Consider the following 17,392-nt stretch of genomic DNA (forward strand, 5'->3'; position numbering starts at 1 on the left):
GGAAAGTTACCGGAGGGGTACGACAACACCCGTCGGGTTCACGGCGAAGGCGCGCGACCGGACACGGAGGCGGATAGTCTGGCATTCGTGCCAGAGATCAAACCCGGCCCCAACATCCGCCGCGTCGGCACGACCGTCGAGGACTTCGAGCAGAACCTCCTGAGCAACCTGTACTTCCAGCGCGGCACCACGATCGAGTCGGCCAGCGCCGGCGACGCGTACCACACCCTGGCGGTCACTCTGCGCGACCGACTGGTCGACAGATATGCCCGCACCGTCGCGGCGCACTATGAGACCAACCCGCGCTTCGTGTACTACCTCTCCGCGGAGTACATGCTCGGACGCCAGCTCAACCAGAACCTCCTCTACACCGGAACCGAGCAGTGGACCCGGGAGATCGCGGAGGCCCGCGGCCTGTCGATGGAGACGCTGGCGACGCTCGACGTCGAGCCCGGCCTCGGCAACGGCGGCCTGGGTCGGCTCGCCGCGTGCCTGCTCGACTCGATGGCCACCCTGGACATTCCCGCCGTCGGCTACGGGATCCGCTACGACTACGGCATCTTCAAGCAGACGTTCCAGAACGGCGAGCAGGTCGAACGGCCCGACGACTGGACGTTCTACGGCAACCCGTGGGAGTTCGCGGCGCCCGACGACCAGCACGTCGTCGGCTTCTACGGCAAGACCGAGTCGGCCAACGGCGACTCGATGGCCGGCCCGCGCCGCTGGATCCCCAGCGAGACCGTGCGCGGCGAGCCGAGCCACATGCTGGTGCCCGGCTACGGCACGCAGACGGTGAACATCGTGCGGCTGTGGCGGGCCCGGGCCAGCCGGCAGTCGTTCGACCTGGCCCGGTTCGGCGCCGGCCAGTACGGCGAGGCGGTGCAGCACATCGCGCTGTCGGAGAGCATCAGCAAGGTTCTCTACCCCGACGACAGCACCGAACTCGGCCGCGAACTGCGCCTCAAGCAGCAGTACTTCCTCGTGTCGTGCTCGTTGCGGGACATCATCCGGCGGTTCCAGTTCCGCAACCGCGACTGGGACGCGTTCCCCGACAAGGTCGTGATCCAGCTCAACGACACCCACCCGGTGCTCGCGATCCCCGAACTGATGCGGCTGCTCGTCGACGAACACCAGGTCGACTGGGACCGCGCCTGGTCGATCACGCAACGCACGTTCGCCTACACCTGCCACACGTTGCTCCCCGAGGCCCTGGAGACGTGGCCGGTCGCGCTGATGGAGCGGCTGCTCCCGCGTCACATGGAGATCATCTATCTCATCAACCACGTCTTCCTGCGCGATCTGGACATGCGCCACCCGGGTGACCTCCGCCTGATGCGTGACCTGTCGCTGATCCAGGAGGAGCCGGAACGCCGGGTCCGGATGGCGAACCTGGCCGTGGTGGGCAGCCACGCCGTCAACGGCGTCGCCGAACTGCACTCCAGGCTGCTCGCCGAGACCACGCTGCGCGACTTCGCCAGCCTCTGGCCGGAGAAGTTCCACAACGTCACCAACGGGGTGACGCCGCGGCGGTTCGTGCGGCTGGCCAATCCGCGCCTGTCGTCGCTGATCAGCGCGCACCTCGGCGGCGACGGCTGGCTCACCGACCTCGACCAGCTGGCCGGCCTGGAGGCCTTCGCCGACGACAACGCGATGCGCGAACGCTGGCGCGACGTCAAGCGGCTCAACAAAGTCGATCTCGCGGCGTACGCGGCGCGCACCACCGGCGTGGTCCTCGACCCGCAGGCCATGTGCGACGTCATGATCAAGCGGTTCCACGAGTACAAGCGGCAGCTGCTCAAGGTGCTGCACGTCGTCACGTTGTACAACCGGCTCCGCGACGACCCGGCCGCCACCGTCGTGCCGCGCACGGTGGTCTTCGCCGGCAAGGCGGCACCCGGGTACCGCGCGGCGAAACTCGTCATGAAACTGGTCAACGCGGTCGCCGACACGGTCAACAACGACCCGCGGGTGGCGGGCGCGCTGCGGGTGGTGTTCCTGCCCGACTACAACGTCACCCGGGCCGAGCTGATCGTCCCGTCGGCCGACCTGTCGGAGCAGATCTCGCTCGCCGGCAAGGAGGCGTCGGGCACCGGCAACATGAAGCTCGCGCTCAACGGCGCGGTCACCATCGGCACGCTCGACGGCGCGAACATCGAGATCCGCGACCGCGTCGGCGCCGACAACTTCTTCCTGTTCGGCTACAACGCCGAGCAGGCGATGAGCGCCCGTCGCTCGGGCTACTCGGCCCGGTCGTTCTACGACCAGGACCCCGAGTTGCGCGCCGTGCTCGACGCGATCTCCGGCGGCGTCTTCTCATCCGGTGACCGGGACGCGTTCGCGTCCGTCGTCGACTCGGTGCTCGGCTGGGACGAGTACCTGTGCCTCGGTGACTACCGGTCCTATGTGGACTGTCAGGACACGGTCGAGCGGGCCTGGCAGGATCGCGAGCGGTGGACGAGCATGTCGATCCGCAACACCGCGCGCAGCGGCTTCTTCTCGTCCGACCGCACGGTGCGCGACTACTGCCGCGGCATCTGGAACGTCGAGCCCGTGCGGGTGCCGGAGGAGTAGTTATCGTGGCGGGGTGGACGCCGAGCGGGACGCCGTCATCTCCGCGCTGGGCCGGCACTTCGCCGCCGGGCGGCTCGAACCGGCCGAGTACGAGAGCCGGGCGGTCGCCGCGGCGGCGGCCGTGCACCGGGCGGAACTGGTGGCGCTGTTCGCCGGGCTCCCGTCCACCGGCCCGGGCTTCCTCGTCGCCGACCTGCGCGACGGCCTGCTGGCGGAAGGACTTCAGGTCCTCGCCGAGGACCTGCCCGGCGTGATGATCTTCCGCCGTTACCGGGCACCGGGCCAACGCGTGTTCCGCCGCACGGTGCCGGTGCGCGGCGCGGTCGGGGTGAGCCGGCAACGGTTGGTGGTGTGGGCCGCCGGGGCCAAACGGGTCGACCTCGCGTTCGCCGACGCCCGATGGGACGCCGCACTCGACGTCTCCGTCGACCGGACGGGGCGGTTGCGGGTGGTCGCGGCCGTCGCGCCGTTCCACCCCGACCGGTCGGGACGCATCGAGTACCGGTTCACCACCGACCGGGCCGGGGAGATCGTGGCACTGCTGCGGGCGTCGCGCTGAACCGCGCTACACCCCGAGAAGGGACGCGATGCGCGGCAGCGCCTCGCCGATCGGCTCGCGGATCACCTCGTCGGCGATGGCGTCGTACGGCGTCGGGTCACGGTTGACGATCACCAACCGGTTCCCCGCGTTGACCGCCACCGCGCACAACGACGCCACCGGCTCCACCTGCAACGACGTGCCGACCGCGACCAGCAGCCCGCTGTGCGCGGCGATCCGCTGGGCGTGGCCCGCCACGTTCGCGTCGAGGTGCTCGCCGAACATGACGACGGCGAGCTTCAGGATCCGTCCACAATCGACACAACGCGGATCACGCTCGCCCGCCTCGACGCGGGCCAGCGTCGCCCGGCTGGGCGTGCGGGCGCCGCACCCGGTGCACACCACCTCGTGCATGGTGCCGTGCAGTTCGAGCACCTTGCGCGGGCTGGAACCGGCCTTCTGGTGCAGCCCGTCGACGTTCTGCGTCAGCACGCGGACGGCCACCCCGGCCCCCTCCAGCCCCGCGATCGCGCGGTGCGCGCCGTTCGGCTCGGCCCGCCACGCGGCGTGCCCGACGTACGCCTGCCAGAACCGCTCCCGCACCGCCGCGTCGGCCATGAAATTCTTGTAGGTGAACGCGTTGGCGAGCGACGGGTCGCGCGTCCAGACACCAAACGGCCCGCGGTAGTCGGGGATGCCGGAGTCGGTGGACACGCCGGCGCCGGTGAGCACCGCCACCCGCGACACACCTGCCGCCCACGCGTAGCTGTTCATGGTCGCCGATGGTAGGCAGCGACCCGGTCGGCGGGCGAGGCGATTATTTCGGCCTGGTCGCCTTGCCGTCCAACCACAGCGTGTCAGAATCGTCCCGGTGCGCGCCGGCCGCACCCACATGCTTGGTGCTGATCGTCGGCCCATTCTTGATGACGTGGTACAGCGCCATCGCGTGCCCCCGTCCGAGCCCGTAGTCCTCCTTCAGCCACTCGGCCACGGCGCCGGCCTTCACGGTCGGCCCGGTCAACCCGCGCTCGGCCGCCTCCGCGAGGAGCGCACGCGGCGTCCTCCCGGTCTTGTCCTCGATCGTGTCCAGATACGCCTGAAACGACATCACTGTCCCCTTCCGCAAAGTGCCTTCACGGAAGACAGCGAACGGCCGACCCGCAAATCGACAAACACTTCCGAGCAATCCTGGACTTCTGCCTCGGTGTCGATCTTGCCGTTGTGGTGCCAGATAACGACGGAACTGCCCCGTTTTGATAGGCACCACAACTGCAAGATCGACGAAAACTGAACTCGTAACAGCAGCGGCCGCTCGCGCCGCACCGAATGCCATGACGTGTCTGACGGTCCAAGAACGGTGGAGCGGGCGGCCGGACACCCTCCGGCCGGCCGCTGTCCGGCGGCGCGCCACCCGTCGCCGGTGTTCCCCCGGCGGCCTGCCACCGTGGCCGCCGGGGGGGTGGAATGCTTCTACAGCTTCGCCGGGCCGGCCGCGTCGGCCTCGGACTCCGCCGCCGACTTGCGGGCCGCCGCCTTGCCAGGAGCGGTTTCGGGACGGTCGGCAGCCGCCTTGCCACCGGCCGAGCGCGCCGCGGCCGCCGCCGCTGCCTGCTCGCCGACGACGCCGCCGCGGATGCGGTTGTTCGCCGCCACCTGCGCCGCCGGGTTGTTGGCGCTCAGCTGCAACTGGCCGTTGATGATGTTGTCGTCGAGCGACACCCCGCCGGTGGTGTTCGAGATCACCACATCCTTGCCCCAGTAGCCGCCGGACGCGCAGCCGTCGAGCGAGCCGTTCGGGCCGAGCTGGACGCCGCCGAGGTTGCCGGCGAACGTCGCCTTGCCCCGCACCGCGCTGCCGCACACGACGCTGCCGGTCGCGTTGTTCAGCACCGACAGCGCACCGTCCACAAAGGAATCGTGGACGTCGGTGTAGTACGCGCCGGAGCTGTTGACGTTGCCGGTCACCTGGGTGTTGCGGTCGAGGCGGGCCTCACCGACGTTCACCGCGACGTTGCCGGTGATCGTCGAGTTTTCCACGAACAGGAAGCCCTCGATGGTGGTCGTCCCCTTGGGCCGCAGCGTCACCGTGCCGCTGCTGCCGTTCTTCAGGTAGACGCCGAAGCCGCCCGCGTTCAACACGATCTGCCCACCGACGCTGGTGCCCGACGCGTCGAGGTAGCCGTCAGCGGCCACCCGGATCTCGCCGCTGATGGTGCCGTTGTTGACAACCAGGTTGGCGCCGGCGGCCACCTGGACGTTGCCGGTGATGGTGGTTCCCTCGAGCGAGCAGGACTCGCCCGCCGGCACGTACAGGTCGTTCGGCACGGTCACCGCACCGCCCGTCCCGATGCAGTAGGTGATGAGATCGGCCCGCGCGGCCGGTGCGCTCGCGCCCACGACGGACGCGGTGACGACCGCGGTCAGCGCCGCGAGCCTGGCGACGGTTTTGCTCGGCATCAGGGTCTCCTATTAGGCGAAGGCGTGGAAGCTGCGGGATCCGATGGTCGACGCGGCGGCGGCCCGGACGATGGCCCCCTGGTCGCGGCGGGTGATGACGCCGTTGGTCACCAACGGCGCGGTGACCGACTGGACGTGCCGCACGAACGTGGCGTGGTCGGGGTACTCCGCGTTCTCGGCGATCAAATCGTTGATGGTGCAGCCGTTTCCGGTGTCGACGTTGGCGACGCCGGTGTCGACGCCGTCGATGACGACGGTGGGGCGGGTGTCGGAGTTGGGGCACGCGTCCGACCCGGGCGCCACGACGGTGAACGTGACGGTCTGCTCGGCCGCGACGTTCCCCGCGTTGTCGGTGGCCCGGTACTTCACCGCGTGCGGCCCGGTCGTGGTGACGCTGACCGGTCCGCTGTAGGCGATGTACGGCCCGGCGTCGAGCGCGTACTCGATGCTCCGCACCCCGGACTGCGCGTCGGTGGCGGTGACCGTGACGGTCGCCGAGCCGATGTAGCTGCCGTTACCGTCGCGGTTCCCGCTGACCGTCGCGGACGTCGTCGGCGCCGTGGTGTCCGGCACCGGCCGCCGCACGACCGTGAAGTTCACGAGACCCACGAGCGAGGTGTTGCCGGCGTTGTCGGTGGCACGGAACGACACCGTGTGCGCGCCGAGCGAACTCACCACGACCGGCACGGTGTACGTCGTGAACGAACCACCGTCGACCGCGTACTGCACGGTCGCCACACCCGACTCGGCGTCGGACGCGGTCACCGTGACCGTCGCCGAGTCGAGGTAGTTGCCGTTGGCGTCGCGGTCCCCCGTCACCGAACCGGAAACCGTCGGCGGTGCGGTGTCACCGGTCACCACCGTGAAGCTCACCGAGCCCTCGGGCGAGGTGTTGCCGGCGTTGTCGGTGGCCCGGAACCGCACCGTGTGCGCGCCGGCCGTACTCACCACGATCGGCGCGGGGTACCTGGTGAACGCGCCACCGTCGAGCGAATACTCCACGATCGCCACACCCGACCCGGTGTCGGACGCGGTCACCGTCACGAACGCCGACCCGACGTAGTTGCCATTGACGTCGCGGGTGCCCGACACCGAACCGCTGACGGTCGGCGGCGTGGTGTCGGCGGCCACGACCGTGAAGCCCACCATGCCCTCCGGCGACTGGTTGCCGGCGTTGTCGACGGCCCGGTAGTGCACCATGTGCGCACCCGCCGAACTCACCACGACCGGCGCGGTGTACACGGTGAACGCACCACCGTCGACCGACGTTTCGATCCGGGCGACGCCGGAGTCGTCGTCGGTCGCGGTGACGGTCACCGTCGCGCTGCCGACATACCGGCCCTGCGCGTCCCGGTTCCCGCTGACGGCCGCGTTCACCGTCGGCGGCGTGGTGTCCTCGTCGTCGGGTTCGACGACGCGGAACTGCACGGAGCCGACAGCCGACACGTTGCCGGCGACGTCGGTGGCCCGGTACTGCACCGAGTGGTCGCCGATCGCCGTCACCACGACCGGCTGGGTGTACGGCACGAAACTCGTATCGTCGAGCTGGTACTCCACCGACGCCACCCCGGAACCGCCGGCGTCGGACGCGCCGACGGTGACCGTCGCCGATCCCACGTAGTTGCCGGCGGTGTCGCGGGTACCGGACACCGAACCGGAAACCGTCGGCGGCGTGGTGTCGACCGGGCCACCGGCCACCGTGAACTCGCCGACCATCGAGCTGTGGCCGGGGATCGAGCAGAAGTACCGGTACCGGCCCGGTGTCAGGGTGACGGTGGCGGTGTGCCGGCCGTTGTTGGCGTCGAACGGGTTGGCCAGGATGTTGAGGTTGACGTCGTGGTTGTAGCCCTCCGTCGACGTGTCGAACGTGAGCGTGTGCGGCATGCCGGTGGTGTTGCCGGTCGCCTCGCTGTTCTCGAAGACGATCGTCGTCTCACCGGCGACCGCCGTCGTCGGCGCGGTCTTGTACCGGGTGATCTCGTTGTCCGTCGTCCACGTCAACGTCTGCGCCAACTGGACGACGGGCCGGCTCCGCGGCGTCGACGAAGCCGACGCCGGGGAGACCAGAACCGGTACGAGTGCTACAACGACGCCGGCTAACGCCAGCCATCGGCGGTGCAGATTCACAGGGTCCTCACTCTGACGTTGCGCAGTTCCATGAGGTCGTTGCTGCCGTGGTTCTGCAGCCCGATGAACCCGCTGAGGAACTGGCGGAGATCGGTCGGCGGATCGCCGGCCCGCGAAGACTGCTTGCCGGGCGTGTTGTCGAACTCGTTGATGACGACGCCGTTGCGGGTCATCGTGTAGTGCTGGCCGACCACGCGGATCTCGTAGTCGCTCCACACGCCCTTCGGCGTGGCACCGGCCTGCGGCAGCGTGAGGACGGGGTCGAAGTTGTAGACCGACCCGGTCTTCTGCGGCTCACCGGTCTCACCGTCGTACATCTGGATCTCGTGTCCACAGTAGATGGCCACCCAGGCCTGCGACGTTCGCGCCGAACCGATGGTGCCGCAACTGCCCGCGGGCCGCTGGTCGAGCGGAATGCGCGGATCCGGGAACCGGACGAACGCGCCGCTGTTGGCACGGGTCGGATCCACCGAGACGTCGCGGAACTGCACCTTCAGGGAGAAGTTGGCGTACTCCTTGGCGGCGTACCAGAGCATGCCCAGCCCGCCCTGTGACAGCAGCGATCCGTCGGGTTGCAGCTTGAACGATCCGGACGGCGCCTGCACCCAGCCGGTCAACGACTCGGGTGTGCCGTCGAAGATCGCCTCGTACCCGGTGTGCCCGGTGCGGCCGATCGGCGACGCCGCCGCCGCGCGGGTCAACGCGCCGCTCTCGCGCCCGTTGAGGAAACCGTCGCGCTGCAGCCGGTCGGCCACCGCGGTGACGTGCCGCACGAAGCTGTCGTGGTCGGCCCACGTGCTGTCGTCGTCGATCAGGTCGTCGACGGTGCAGCCGCCGCCCACGGCACGGTTGGCCACGCCGGTGTCGGTGTCGCCGATGGTCACGGTGGCACCGCGGTCGGGCACCTGGCAGCCGACGGTCACCGTCGTGCTGACCTCGGCGACCTCACCGTCGGCGTACGTGACGGTCAGCCGCGCCGTGTACGTGCCCACGCGGGCGTAGGTGTGCCGCGGGTTCGCCTCCGTCGACGTGGCACCGTCCCCGAAGCTCCACTCCCACTTGATGCCGCCGGAGCGCGAACCGTTGAACGCGTACGTCAACGGCTTGTTCTGGACGGCCACCGCGAGCGCCGCCGGCGCCGGCGTCGCCGGTCCACCCTGGTAGGTCACCCGGACCATCTTCTGGTTCGAGTGCAGGGTGAAGAAACCGCCGCCGTAGTCGAGCAGGTAGAGCGCGCCGTCGTTGCCGAACTTCGCGTCCATCCAGCTCTGCACCGTCGTCGAACTGCCGCCGGCCGGGATGATGGCCCGCAGCGACTCGGCGAACACCGGCGGCGCCGCCGTCGCCACACCGCTCGGATCGATGGTGACCGCGACGCGGTTGGTGGAGTTGGACTCGTCACCGATGAACCACTTGTTGTCCCAGTACGCCGGCCACGCGACGCCGCTGTTGGTGTTCACCTTCGAGCGGAGGTACGTCGGGCCGGACATCACGGCCTGGCCGCCGCCGCGCAGGTACGGCTGCGTGTAGGTGGCGTCGGCCGCGTTGTACGTCGGGATGTTGCTGCCGGGACGGTTCGGGAAGACCGGGCCGCCGCCGTCGGGCGAGTACCAGATCATGTTGTTCTTCACCGGCGGCAGGTCGACCAGGCCGGTGTTGCGCGGCGAGTTGTTCTTCGGGTTGTCGCAGTCGTACCACCCGGTGAGCACCGTCGCGTCGGTGTTGCTGCGGTCGCGGTACGGCTGCTTGTTGCCCATGCAGTACGGCCAGCCGTGGTTGCCGGCCTCCGTGATCACCGTCGCCGTCTCGTACTTCGCCGGTCCCAGTTCGGGGTTCGGCGCCGCGGCGTCGGGGCCCACCCAACCGGCGGTGAGCCAGTTGTGCACCGGGTCCCACTGCAGGCGGGCGATGTTGCGCACGCCCATCACGTAGATCTCGGGGCGGGTCTTCGCCGTGCCGGGCGGGAACAGGTTGCCCGACGGGATCGTGTAGGTGCCGTCGGTCTCCGGGTGGATCCGGATGATCTTGCCGGCGAGGTCGTTGGTGTTGCCGGACGTGCGACGGGCGTCCTGGAAGCTGATGCCCGCGAACTCGGCCGTCCAGTTGTTGCCGGAGTAGCCGCTCGACCCCTCGGACGAGTTGTTGTCGCCGGAACCGACGTACAGGTTGCCGTTGTTGTCGAACGTCATGCCGCCACCGGCGTGGCAGCAGCTGTGGATCTGCACCGGGAACTGGAGCAGATCCTTGCGGGTCGACTGGTCGATCGTGTTGTTCACCTTGTCGTAGGTGAACCGGGAGATCGTCCGCTGGCCGACGCGCGTCGTGCGGTCGATCGACGCGTGCGGCATCCAGTAGACGTAGATCCAGTTGTTCGTCGTGAAGTTGGGGTCGGTGACGACGCCGAGCAGACCCTCCTCGTTCTTCACCAGTTCCCCGCCGCTGCCCCGGTTGCCCATGACCGCCAACGTGGTCAGCAGCTTCGTGGTCTTCGTCGCCGGGTCGTAGCGGTGGATCGTGCCGCAGCCGAGGCCGACGTTCGGGTCGTTCCAGTCGACGATCGCCCCGCTCGGGCAGGCCGCCTTGCCGACGTAGAAGATCGCGTTGTCCTGGGCGACGGTCATGCCGTGCGGCTCGCCGATCTGGTCGAGCTGCCCGGTCTGGTTGGCCGCGGTCAGCCGCTCGACCTTGTAGTTCGACGCGATCGTCGCCTGGCAGTCACCGCGCTCGATGCCGGTGGTCCAGCGCAGCGCGCCGGCGAGGTGCGTGCGGAACGCGGCCTCGTCGTAGCTGCCGACGGTGTGGCCCATGCCGGTGTAGAAGGACCGGCCGCCCTCGAAGTCACGGCACCACGACACCGGGTGGAACGCGCCGTTGCCGCCCTGACCCGGGTTGTGCTTCCACTCCTCGACCTGGGCGACCGTGTGCACGGTGCCGATCGGGTTCGGATCCCAGTTGTACCAACGGTCGGAGCGGGTCACCTTGAGCGGAAGCTCGGCGGTGGCCGGGTGCTGCCGGTCGAGGATGTCGACGACGCTCTGCTGCACGGCCGGTGGCGGCGGCGGTTCCGCGCTGCCCGCGAACAGCCGCAGGTCGGCGAGCTGGATGATCGGCTCGCCGGAGTTCGCGGTGACGTTGAGCCGGTAGTGCGCGTACGTCGTGGTGTTGGCGACGTCGAACACGCGGGTCTGGAAGCGCTCGGCGAACGTCTGGCCCGTGCGGCGGTCGACGTCGACCCAGTCGGTGCCGTTCTGGGAGCCCTGCAGCGTCCAGTCGCGCGGGTCGCGGCCCGGGAAGTCGTTGGCCGACGTGAGCGCGTAGCCGTTCACCGCGGCCGGCGTGGTGAGTCGGAACGCGGCCCATCCGGTGGTGGCGAACGTCAGCCACTTCGTCCCGGAGTTGTTGTCGATGAGCTTCTCTTTGGTCTCGTTCGGCGGGTTCTCCGCGCTGGCGGTCACCGCGGACACCGGCAGGGCCGCACGGATCGCACCGACGGGACGGGTGCCGATGAGACTGGTGAACCAGGTCGACTCCGGCTGCGCCTTCGCCGCGTCGGCGACGCCGAGGAACCCGTTGCCGGCCTTGATGTAGTTCTGCAGCGCGGTCTCCTGATCGCCGGTCAGCACCGCGCCGGCCGAGGACAGGAACACCACGCCGCGGTAGTTCGCGAGGTTGGCCGGGCTGAACACGGCCGGGTCCTCGGAGACCGTCACCGTGACGCCGTTGGCCTCGCCGACCTCGGTGATCTCGTCGGCGGCCTTGAGCACCGGGTCCTGCTGCTCACCGGCCGGGCCGTGGAAGACCAGCACCTGTACGGCGGTGTCGGCGGCGCCGGCGGGCTCGCGCACCGGTGTGGGCGCGGCGGACACGGGTGCCAGCGGCAGGCCCACGGTCACGGCCAGCACGGTCGCGGCGGCCAGCACGGGCCGCCACCTCCTGCGCCGGAAGCCGGATAGCGGGGGAAGCGTTCGCTCCATGCCTGGCTCCTTCTGTGTGGGGAGGGGTGTGCGGCCTCGCGGCTCGCGCCGCGCGGCCGCGTCAGTCGCCGTGCGTGTGCGCCCGTGCGGGGTCGGGGCCGTGCACCTCGGGCGGGGCGATGAACTGGGGTGCCGCCAGGCCGTGCGCGTCGGCCGTCGCCTGCTGCATGGCGGCGTGGTTGGCGCCGTGATACCGGTCGATGGCCTCCTGCGCGCCGGGCGGCATGCTGCCGTCGGCGTTGCGCACGAGGAACAGGCCGACCATGCCGGTGTCGGAGTGCGACTGGACGTGGCAGTGGTACATCCACACGCCCGGGCCGACGCCCTCTCCGGCGAGCACCTGGAACCCGAACGAGTTGCCCGGGTTGAGATCCTTGTTGTCGACGACCTGGCTGGGGTCGGTCGTGCTCTCGAGCATGCCGGTGCGGTTGTCGGCCCACCGGTGGGCGTGGAGGTGGAACGTGTGGAACAGGCTGCCGTGCCCGATCGCGATCCACTCGACCCGCTGGCCCAGGTTGGCCTCGAACATCGGCGCGTTCGGGGCGATCTTGTTGTTGATCATCTGGTCGTTGAAGACGACCGTGAACTGCTTCTCCGGCAGGATGTCACCGCGCCGGCGGACGATCAGCCCGCCGTACAGGCCACGGATGAGGCCGCCGGTGCCGTGGTCGGTGCCCATCGCGTGGTCGTGGTAGTGCCAGTAGCCGGCGCTGCCGGGCATGAAACGCCGGCCGGCGGCTGCGGACATCTCCCGCGACCGCCACGTGTAGACCCGGGTCTCGCCGGGGTTGTTGAAGGACAGGTGCAGCGGGCTGCCGTCGGACTCGGTGCTGTAGTCGACGCCGTGCGGATGGATCGACAACCGCTGCGTGGTGTTGTTGACGAGGGTGACCTCCAGGGTGTCGCCCTCGTACATCTCCAGCAGCGGGCCGGGAATCGTCGCCTGTCCGGGTGCGAGGCCGTAGCCGTACAGGTTGCCCGGCAACGCCTCCGCGTAGATGGTGACCCGGCGGGTGGCCCCCGCGGCCTTGGCGGGTGGCGGGTTCCCGGTCATCACGCTGCCGAGCGCCGCCGCCGGGAGAGTGGCCGCCGCCGCGCCGGTGACCAGCACCGAACGCCGCGACAGGAGCCTGCGTAACAGATCGGCGTGCTGGCCCATCCGTCCCCCTTACATCTGCGTGAGGTGCGACTGGCCGCGTGAGGCACGCACGGTTGAGCCACGCTTGGCCCAGTGGCCAGAAGGACGCCCGAACTGCGCATGCCGGCGGTAGCCGCGCCGCTGGAAAGTGGTTCTACGAGGAACTTTGGGGGTTCTGGGAGAAACTTATGTACTGACCGATCAAAAGTAAAGAGCTTCATCAATAAAGTCCGGCATCAGTACGATCGACCTCGATCTCCGCGTTCGAATCGCATCGACAGCCTTTCGACGCTCAGCGTAGCGACGGCGCTCGATAAGGCGCGCCGACACGCGGAGACCAGCACGAATGCCTCATCGGGCAGTGAGGTCTGGTGGACCAGACCATTCAGACCGGTTCGATATGACCTGAACGCAGGCGGAGCACGTCGTCGGCGACGTCGATGATGCGCTCGTCGTGGGTGGCCACGAGCACCAGCGTCCCGCCGGCGACGGCCGCCTTCAGCGCGTCGATCACCATGCCGACGTGCTCGTCGTCCTGGTGGCCGGTCGGCTCGTCGAGCACCGCGACCGCCGATCCCAGTACCAGCGCCCGGGCCAACGCCGTGCGCTGCTGCTCGCCCTGCGACGTCTGGTGCACCGGACGCCCCGCGATCCCGGCCAGCCCGAGCCGCTCCAGCAGCTCCGGGTCGGGCGTGCGGCGGCGGATCCGGGCCGGCAGCAACGCGTTCTCGGCCACGGTCAACTCGGTGGCCAGGGCGAGCCGCTGCGGCAGCAGCGACACCGTCGCCCAGTCACGCACCCGGTGCGCCGGCCGGCCGTCGACGCGCACGGTGCCCGCGGTCGGCGTCATCACGCCGGCGACCAGGTGGCACAGCGTCGACTTGCCCGACCCCGACCGCCCGGCGAGCACGGCCAGCCGCCCCGGCCGCAGCTCCACAGAGATGTCGTGCAGCACGGTCGTCGACCCGCGCGTGTGCGAAACCCCGGACGCCTCGACAAGACTCACGGGTGCAGCTCCACGTGGCCGTCCCGCACGGTCACCACGACCTGGCCGGCCGGGAACAGCGCCAGCGCGGCGGCCGGCAACTGGATGCGGCCCTGACCGTCGATCGCGGTCGCGTGCGCCCGGCCGTTGTCGGTCTGCGAGGTGGTCCCGGACAGCACGCCCCGGCTCAGGTGCAGCACGGTGTCTGCGAACGCGACCGCCCGCGCGTCGTGCGTGGCCATCACGACGCCCGCCCCCGCCGTCGCGCACGAGCGCAGGTGCGCCAGCACCAGTTCGGCGGTGTCGTCGTCGAGTTCGGCCGTCGGTTCGTCGGCGACGATCAGCGCCGGCGGCCCGACCGCCGCCGCGGCCACGGCGAGGCGCTGCTGTTCCCCGCCCGACATCGCGGCCAGCCGGGCGCCGGCGCGCGCGGTCAGGTCGAGGGCGCGCAGGGCCGCGTCGGGATCCGGGTGGACGCGGCGCAGGCGCGCCACCTGCGTCAGCTGCCGCCGAGCGGTCAACTGCGGGAACAGGCAGTGGCCGGGCACCTGCGCGATCCAGCCGATCTCGCGGCGACGGATCCGGTGCAGGTCGCGCCGGCCGAGCGCCGACACCGCACGGCCGCGCCAGCGCAACTCGCCGCCGGCCGGCCGCTCGCGCAGCGCCAGGATCGCCAGCAGGGTGGACTTCCCGCTGCCGGACGGCCCGGTGATCGCGGTGACCCGGCCCGGCCGCACCACGACGTCGACGCCGCGCAGCGCCTGCGTCGCACCGGTCGGCGCCGGATACAACTGCAGCAGTTCGGCACCGGCGAGAAGCCCCTCATCAGCCACGGAACGCCTCCTCCTCCCGCGCCGACGAGCGCACGATCACCAGAAGAACGGCCAGCGCCGCCGCCACCACCGCAACCCCCAGGGTGACGCCCACCGCCGACGCCGGCACGCCGAACCGCAGCACCGGCACCTGATCCGGCACCGGGTCGAGCAGCCGCGCCGCCATCGGACGCAGCACCGCCAGCCCGCCCACCGCGCACGCCAACGCCACCACGACCAGCGTGACGAGTTCCGCGACCCGGGCACCCACGACCTTCGCGCGTCCGACACCGACGCGGGCGAGCATCAGGTCACCGGGCCGGGCGGCCACCGCCGTCCGGTCGGCGTGCAGCGCCAGCGCGACGATCGCCAGCAGCGCCAGGTACGCCGCGACGGCCAGTTCGTAGCCGCGGGACTGGCGGGCCGCCACGTAGTCCGCGTCCTGCCGGTACTGCTCGATCGTCGAGACCAGGCCGGCGTCGACCGACCGCGGCGCCACCACCTCGTCGATGCCACGCTGCCCGGTCGAGCTCCACAGCTCGGTGCGGGCGAAACTGGGCGCGCCGCCGGTCGGGCGCAGCCGCGGATCGTCGCGCCCCAGATGGCGGAACATGGCCGCGTCCGGCACGACGTACAGCGCGCGGTTCCCGAGCCCGGGGAACGCCGGCAGCTTCGCGATCACCAGCATCTGCCCGTTCCACCCGGCGAGGTTCACCGGCACGTCGTCGACGCGCGCGAGCGACGGATCGCCGACCACGATCGCCGGAACCTTCGATCCGGACACGTCCGCGGTCGCCAGTCGCCGCAACGCATTCCGGGCGGCGGCGAGGTCGGCGCCGCGACCCCAGTCGGCGACCCGCAGGAACGACTCCGGCTCGACCACGACGAGGTCGCGAAGCCCGTCGTCGTAGGGCGTCGTGGCGTCGAGCCGCCACACCAACGCGGCGTGTGCGGGCAGCGGCGGCGTGCGCACGCCGGGCACCAGGCCCTCCGGCGCCGGCCCGTCCTCCGGTTTCGGCTCGGGCGGCCGGTTCACCGCCTGGTCGTCGAGCACCCAGGAGCCCGGAATCGTGGCGACCGCGGCGGCACCGGCCGACGTCGCCACCCGGTCGTCGATGTTCACCGCCACGGTGTCCACGGCCGACACGGTGAACACCAGCATTCCGAGGCCGGTGGCCAGCAGCACCACGGTCAGCACCCGTTCGCCGCCGGCCGCGAGCCGGCGGCGCAGCAGCCAGCCGACAACCATCGGCCTGCGGTCCGTGGTGGTCGTTCCTTTCAGCAGGGACGCGAGCCGCACGGCCAGCGTGCCGCCGAGCACCCCGGCCGCGGCGAACACCAGCATCGGGACGACACGGTCGACGCCCCGCGCCTGCGTGGTGCCCCACATCCCGACCCCGGCGACCGCCGCCGCCACGATCACGAGCAGCCCCCACGGCCGCGCCCGCCGCGGCGAGACCGGTACGGCCGGCCGCACGCGTCGCGCCGCCGACAGCGCGGCCACCGCCGCGACCGTCACCGGACCGGCGAGCGCGGCAAGTCCGGCCGCGACCAGAGCCGGCCGCAGCGAGACGGCCGTGACCGGACCGGGCGGCCCGAACCGCTCGACCAGCACCCGCGCCAGCGCCCAGCCCGCGACCGCCGCGGGCACCGCCGGCACGAGGTGCTCCACGAACCACAGAATGCCCACAGTGGACGGTGCCAGCCCCGACCCGACGCTGTGCCGCAGTTCGAGCCGCCGTCGCCGCACCGCGAGGAGGCCGATCGCGAGCACCGACGCGAGCCCGACTGCCAGCGCCGCCCAGCCGGATACCCGGGTCCGCCGCTGCACCGCCTCCGCCGTCCCGGACGCGTCGGCGACCACCTGCGCGATCCCGCTGGCCACCCGCGGCGTCACCGGGCCGGCGTCGACCATGCGGCCGAGGTAGCGGCGCCGGACCTCTTCGACCTCGCGCGCGGCCGTGCGCGCCTCGACCAGGGTGGTGCCGGGCGTGAGCTTCGCGTCGGCCCACCACAGCATGCGGTCGCCGCTCGCCTTGGCCAGCCGTTCGATCGTGTCGATGTCGCCGATGAGCAGGTGCGCCTTCAACGTCGACGCCTGCGTGTCACCCGGAAAGTCGCGCTGCTCCCGCGCCCACGACGCGGCACCGCCGGGCGGGTCGGCCGGCAACCGGCTGCCGGCGACCGCGTAGACCCCGGCGATCCGCACCGCGACCCCGTCCGGGTTCGCGCCCAGGGTGTCGATCCGGTAGGTGACGGTGTCGCCGGCCCGCACCCCGAGATCGGTGGCCAGCGGCTCCGGCAACCAGACCCCGTCGCTTCCGGCCTCCCCGACCGGCACCAGCCGCGCGGTCGGATCCGTGACGGCGAGCAGTCGCGCGGTCAGCGCCCGCCCGCCGGCCGTCACCGTCGCCTCCCACCGCTTCGGCCGCACCGACTCCATGCCGACCGAGGCCCCACCCAACGTCGGCTCCGACAGGTGCCGCACCCCGCGCAGGTCCGCGATCGCTGTCTGCTGGTCGGCGCTGTTCGGCGACGCGGAGGCGGTGAGCCGCACCGCCACGTCCTCACCCTGGCTGGCCGTCGGCGAGATCGCCGCCAGCCGGCTGGCGAAGACCGCGTTGTCCGACGCCTCGTCAAAGATCGGCGCGGACGCCGCGGCGAGCGACGCCACGGTGAACACGGCCAGCACGAGGACGGTCCACGGCCCCTGCCGCAACCACCCCGTCACCACGGCCGCCACCAATGGCCAGCGCACCCGTTCGACCTCCCCCGCCGACAGCCCGCCCA

General features: G+C 70.9%; 10 protein-coding genes and 1 pseudogene. 2 read left to right on the forward strand and 9 right to left on the reverse strand.

Annotation, left to right across the window (positions count from 1 at the left end; translation table 11 throughout):
- The first annotated feature begins 87 nt into the window (after positions 1 to 87).
- Together Vau01_RS09980 and Vau01_RS09985 are read left to right on the forward strand one after the other, a co-directional pair.
- Positions 88 to 2,571, forward strand: a complete 2,484-nt coding sequence (locus Vau01_RS09980) for a glycogen/starch/alpha-glucan phosphorylase (protein ID WP_239151463.1) — start codon at positions 88 to 90, stop codon at positions 2,569 to 2,571.
- 13 nt (positions 2,572 to 2,584) lie between these two features.
- On the forward strand, positions 2,585 to 3,130 hold the full coding sequence (locus tag Vau01_RS09985; protein ID WP_203989630.1) for a DUF1707 SHOCT-like domain-containing protein: 546 nt from the start codon (positions 2,585 to 2,587) through the stop codon (positions 3,128 to 3,130).
- Between the two features lie 6 nt (positions 3,131 to 3,136).
- On the opposite strand, the gene Vau01_RS09990 is transcribed toward Vau01_RS09985, so the two are convergent.
- The 9 genes and pseudogenes from Vau01_RS09990 to Vau01_RS10030 form a co-directional block, all read right to left on the reverse strand.
- Positions 3,137 to 3,883, reverse strand: a complete 747-nt coding sequence (locus tag Vau01_RS09990; protein WP_203989638.1) for an SIR2 family NAD-dependent protein deacylase — start codon at positions 3,881 to 3,883, stop codon at positions 3,137 to 3,139.
- A 43-nt stretch (positions 3,884 to 3,926) separates the two neighbouring features.
- Entirely contained in the window at positions 3,927 to 4,217 is a 291-nt protein-coding gene (locus tag Vau01_RS09995; protein WP_203989640.1) for a DUF4287 domain-containing protein, read from the reverse strand.
- A 362-nt stretch (positions 4,218 to 4,579) separates the two neighbouring features.
- Positions 4,580 to 5,566 carry a hypothetical protein gene (locus tag Vau01_RS10000; protein ID WP_203989649.1) on the reverse strand — a complete coding sequence of 329 codons (987 nt, stop codon included), beginning with the start codon at positions 5,564 to 5,566 and terminating at the stop codon, positions 4,580 to 4,582.
- Between the two features lie 315 nt (positions 5,567 to 5,881).
- Positions 5,882 to 7,693 (reverse strand): annotated as a pseudogene (locus Vau01_RS63325) (OmpL47-type beta-barrel domain-containing protein); the annotation flags it as partial.
- Positions 7,690 to 11,667, reverse strand: coding sequence for a ThuA domain-containing protein (locus tag Vau01_RS10010; protein WP_203989657.1), 3,978 nt, complete (start codon positions 11,665 to 11,667; stop codon positions 7,690 to 7,692). The pseudogene Vau01_RS63325 and the gene Vau01_RS10010, both read right to left, overlap by 4 nt.
- A gap of 61 nt (positions 11,668 to 11,728) precedes the next feature.
- Positions 11,729 to 12,826, reverse strand: coding sequence for a multicopper oxidase domain-containing protein (locus Vau01_RS10015; RefSeq protein ID WP_203989666.1), 1,098 nt, complete (start codon positions 12,824 to 12,826; stop codon positions 11,729 to 11,731).
- Between the two features lie 364 nt (positions 12,827 to 13,190).
- Positions 13,191 to 13,811 (reverse strand): ABC transporter ATP-binding protein, encoded by a 621-nt coding sequence (locus Vau01_RS10020; protein WP_203989674.1) that lies wholly within the window; start codon positions 13,809 to 13,811, stop codon positions 13,191 to 13,193.
- Positions 13,808 to 14,623, reverse strand: coding sequence for an ATP-binding cassette domain-containing protein (locus Vau01_RS10025; protein WP_203989681.1), 816 nt, complete (start codon positions 14,621 to 14,623; stop codon positions 13,808 to 13,810). The genes Vau01_RS10020 and Vau01_RS10025 overlap by 4 nt, the downstream gene beginning before the upstream one ends.
- Positions 14,616 to 17,360 (reverse strand): hypothetical protein, encoded by a 2,745-nt coding sequence (locus tag Vau01_RS10030; protein ID WP_203989683.1) that lies wholly within the window; start codon positions 17,358 to 17,360, stop codon positions 14,616 to 14,618. The genes Vau01_RS10025 and Vau01_RS10030 overlap by 8 nt, the downstream gene beginning before the upstream one ends.
- Between the last annotated feature and the right edge of the window lie 32 nt (positions 17,361 to 17,392).

The organism is Virgisporangium aurantiacum (assembly GCF_016863635.1).
GTDB lineage: Bacteria > Actinomycetota > Actinomycetes > Mycobacteriales > Micromonosporaceae > Virgisporangium > Virgisporangium aurantiacum.

What these genes read in the sequence shown, in the direction of transcription:
- Vau01_RS10015 (WP_203989666.1), bottom strand. Translation starts at nt 12,826, where the DNA reads ATGGGCCAGCACGCCGATCTGTTACGCAGGCTCCTGTCGCGGCGTTCG.
- Vau01_RS10000 (WP_203989649.1), bottom strand. Translation starts at nt 5,566, where the DNA reads ATGCCGAGCAAAACCGTCGCCAGGCTCGCGGCGCTGACCGCGGTCGTC.
- Vau01_RS09995 (WP_203989640.1), bottom strand. Translation starts at nt 4,217, where the DNA reads ATGTCGTTTCAGGCGTATCTGGACACGATCGAGGACAAGACCGGGAGG.
- Vau01_RS09990 (WP_203989638.1), bottom strand. Translation starts at nt 3,883, where the DNA reads ATGAACAGCTACGCGTGGGCGGCAGGTGTGTCGCGGGTGGCGGTGCTC.
- Vau01_RS10010 (WP_203989657.1), bottom strand. Translation starts at nt 11,667, where the DNA reads ATGGAGCGAACGCTTCCCCCGCTATCCGGCTTCCGGCGCAGGAGGTGG.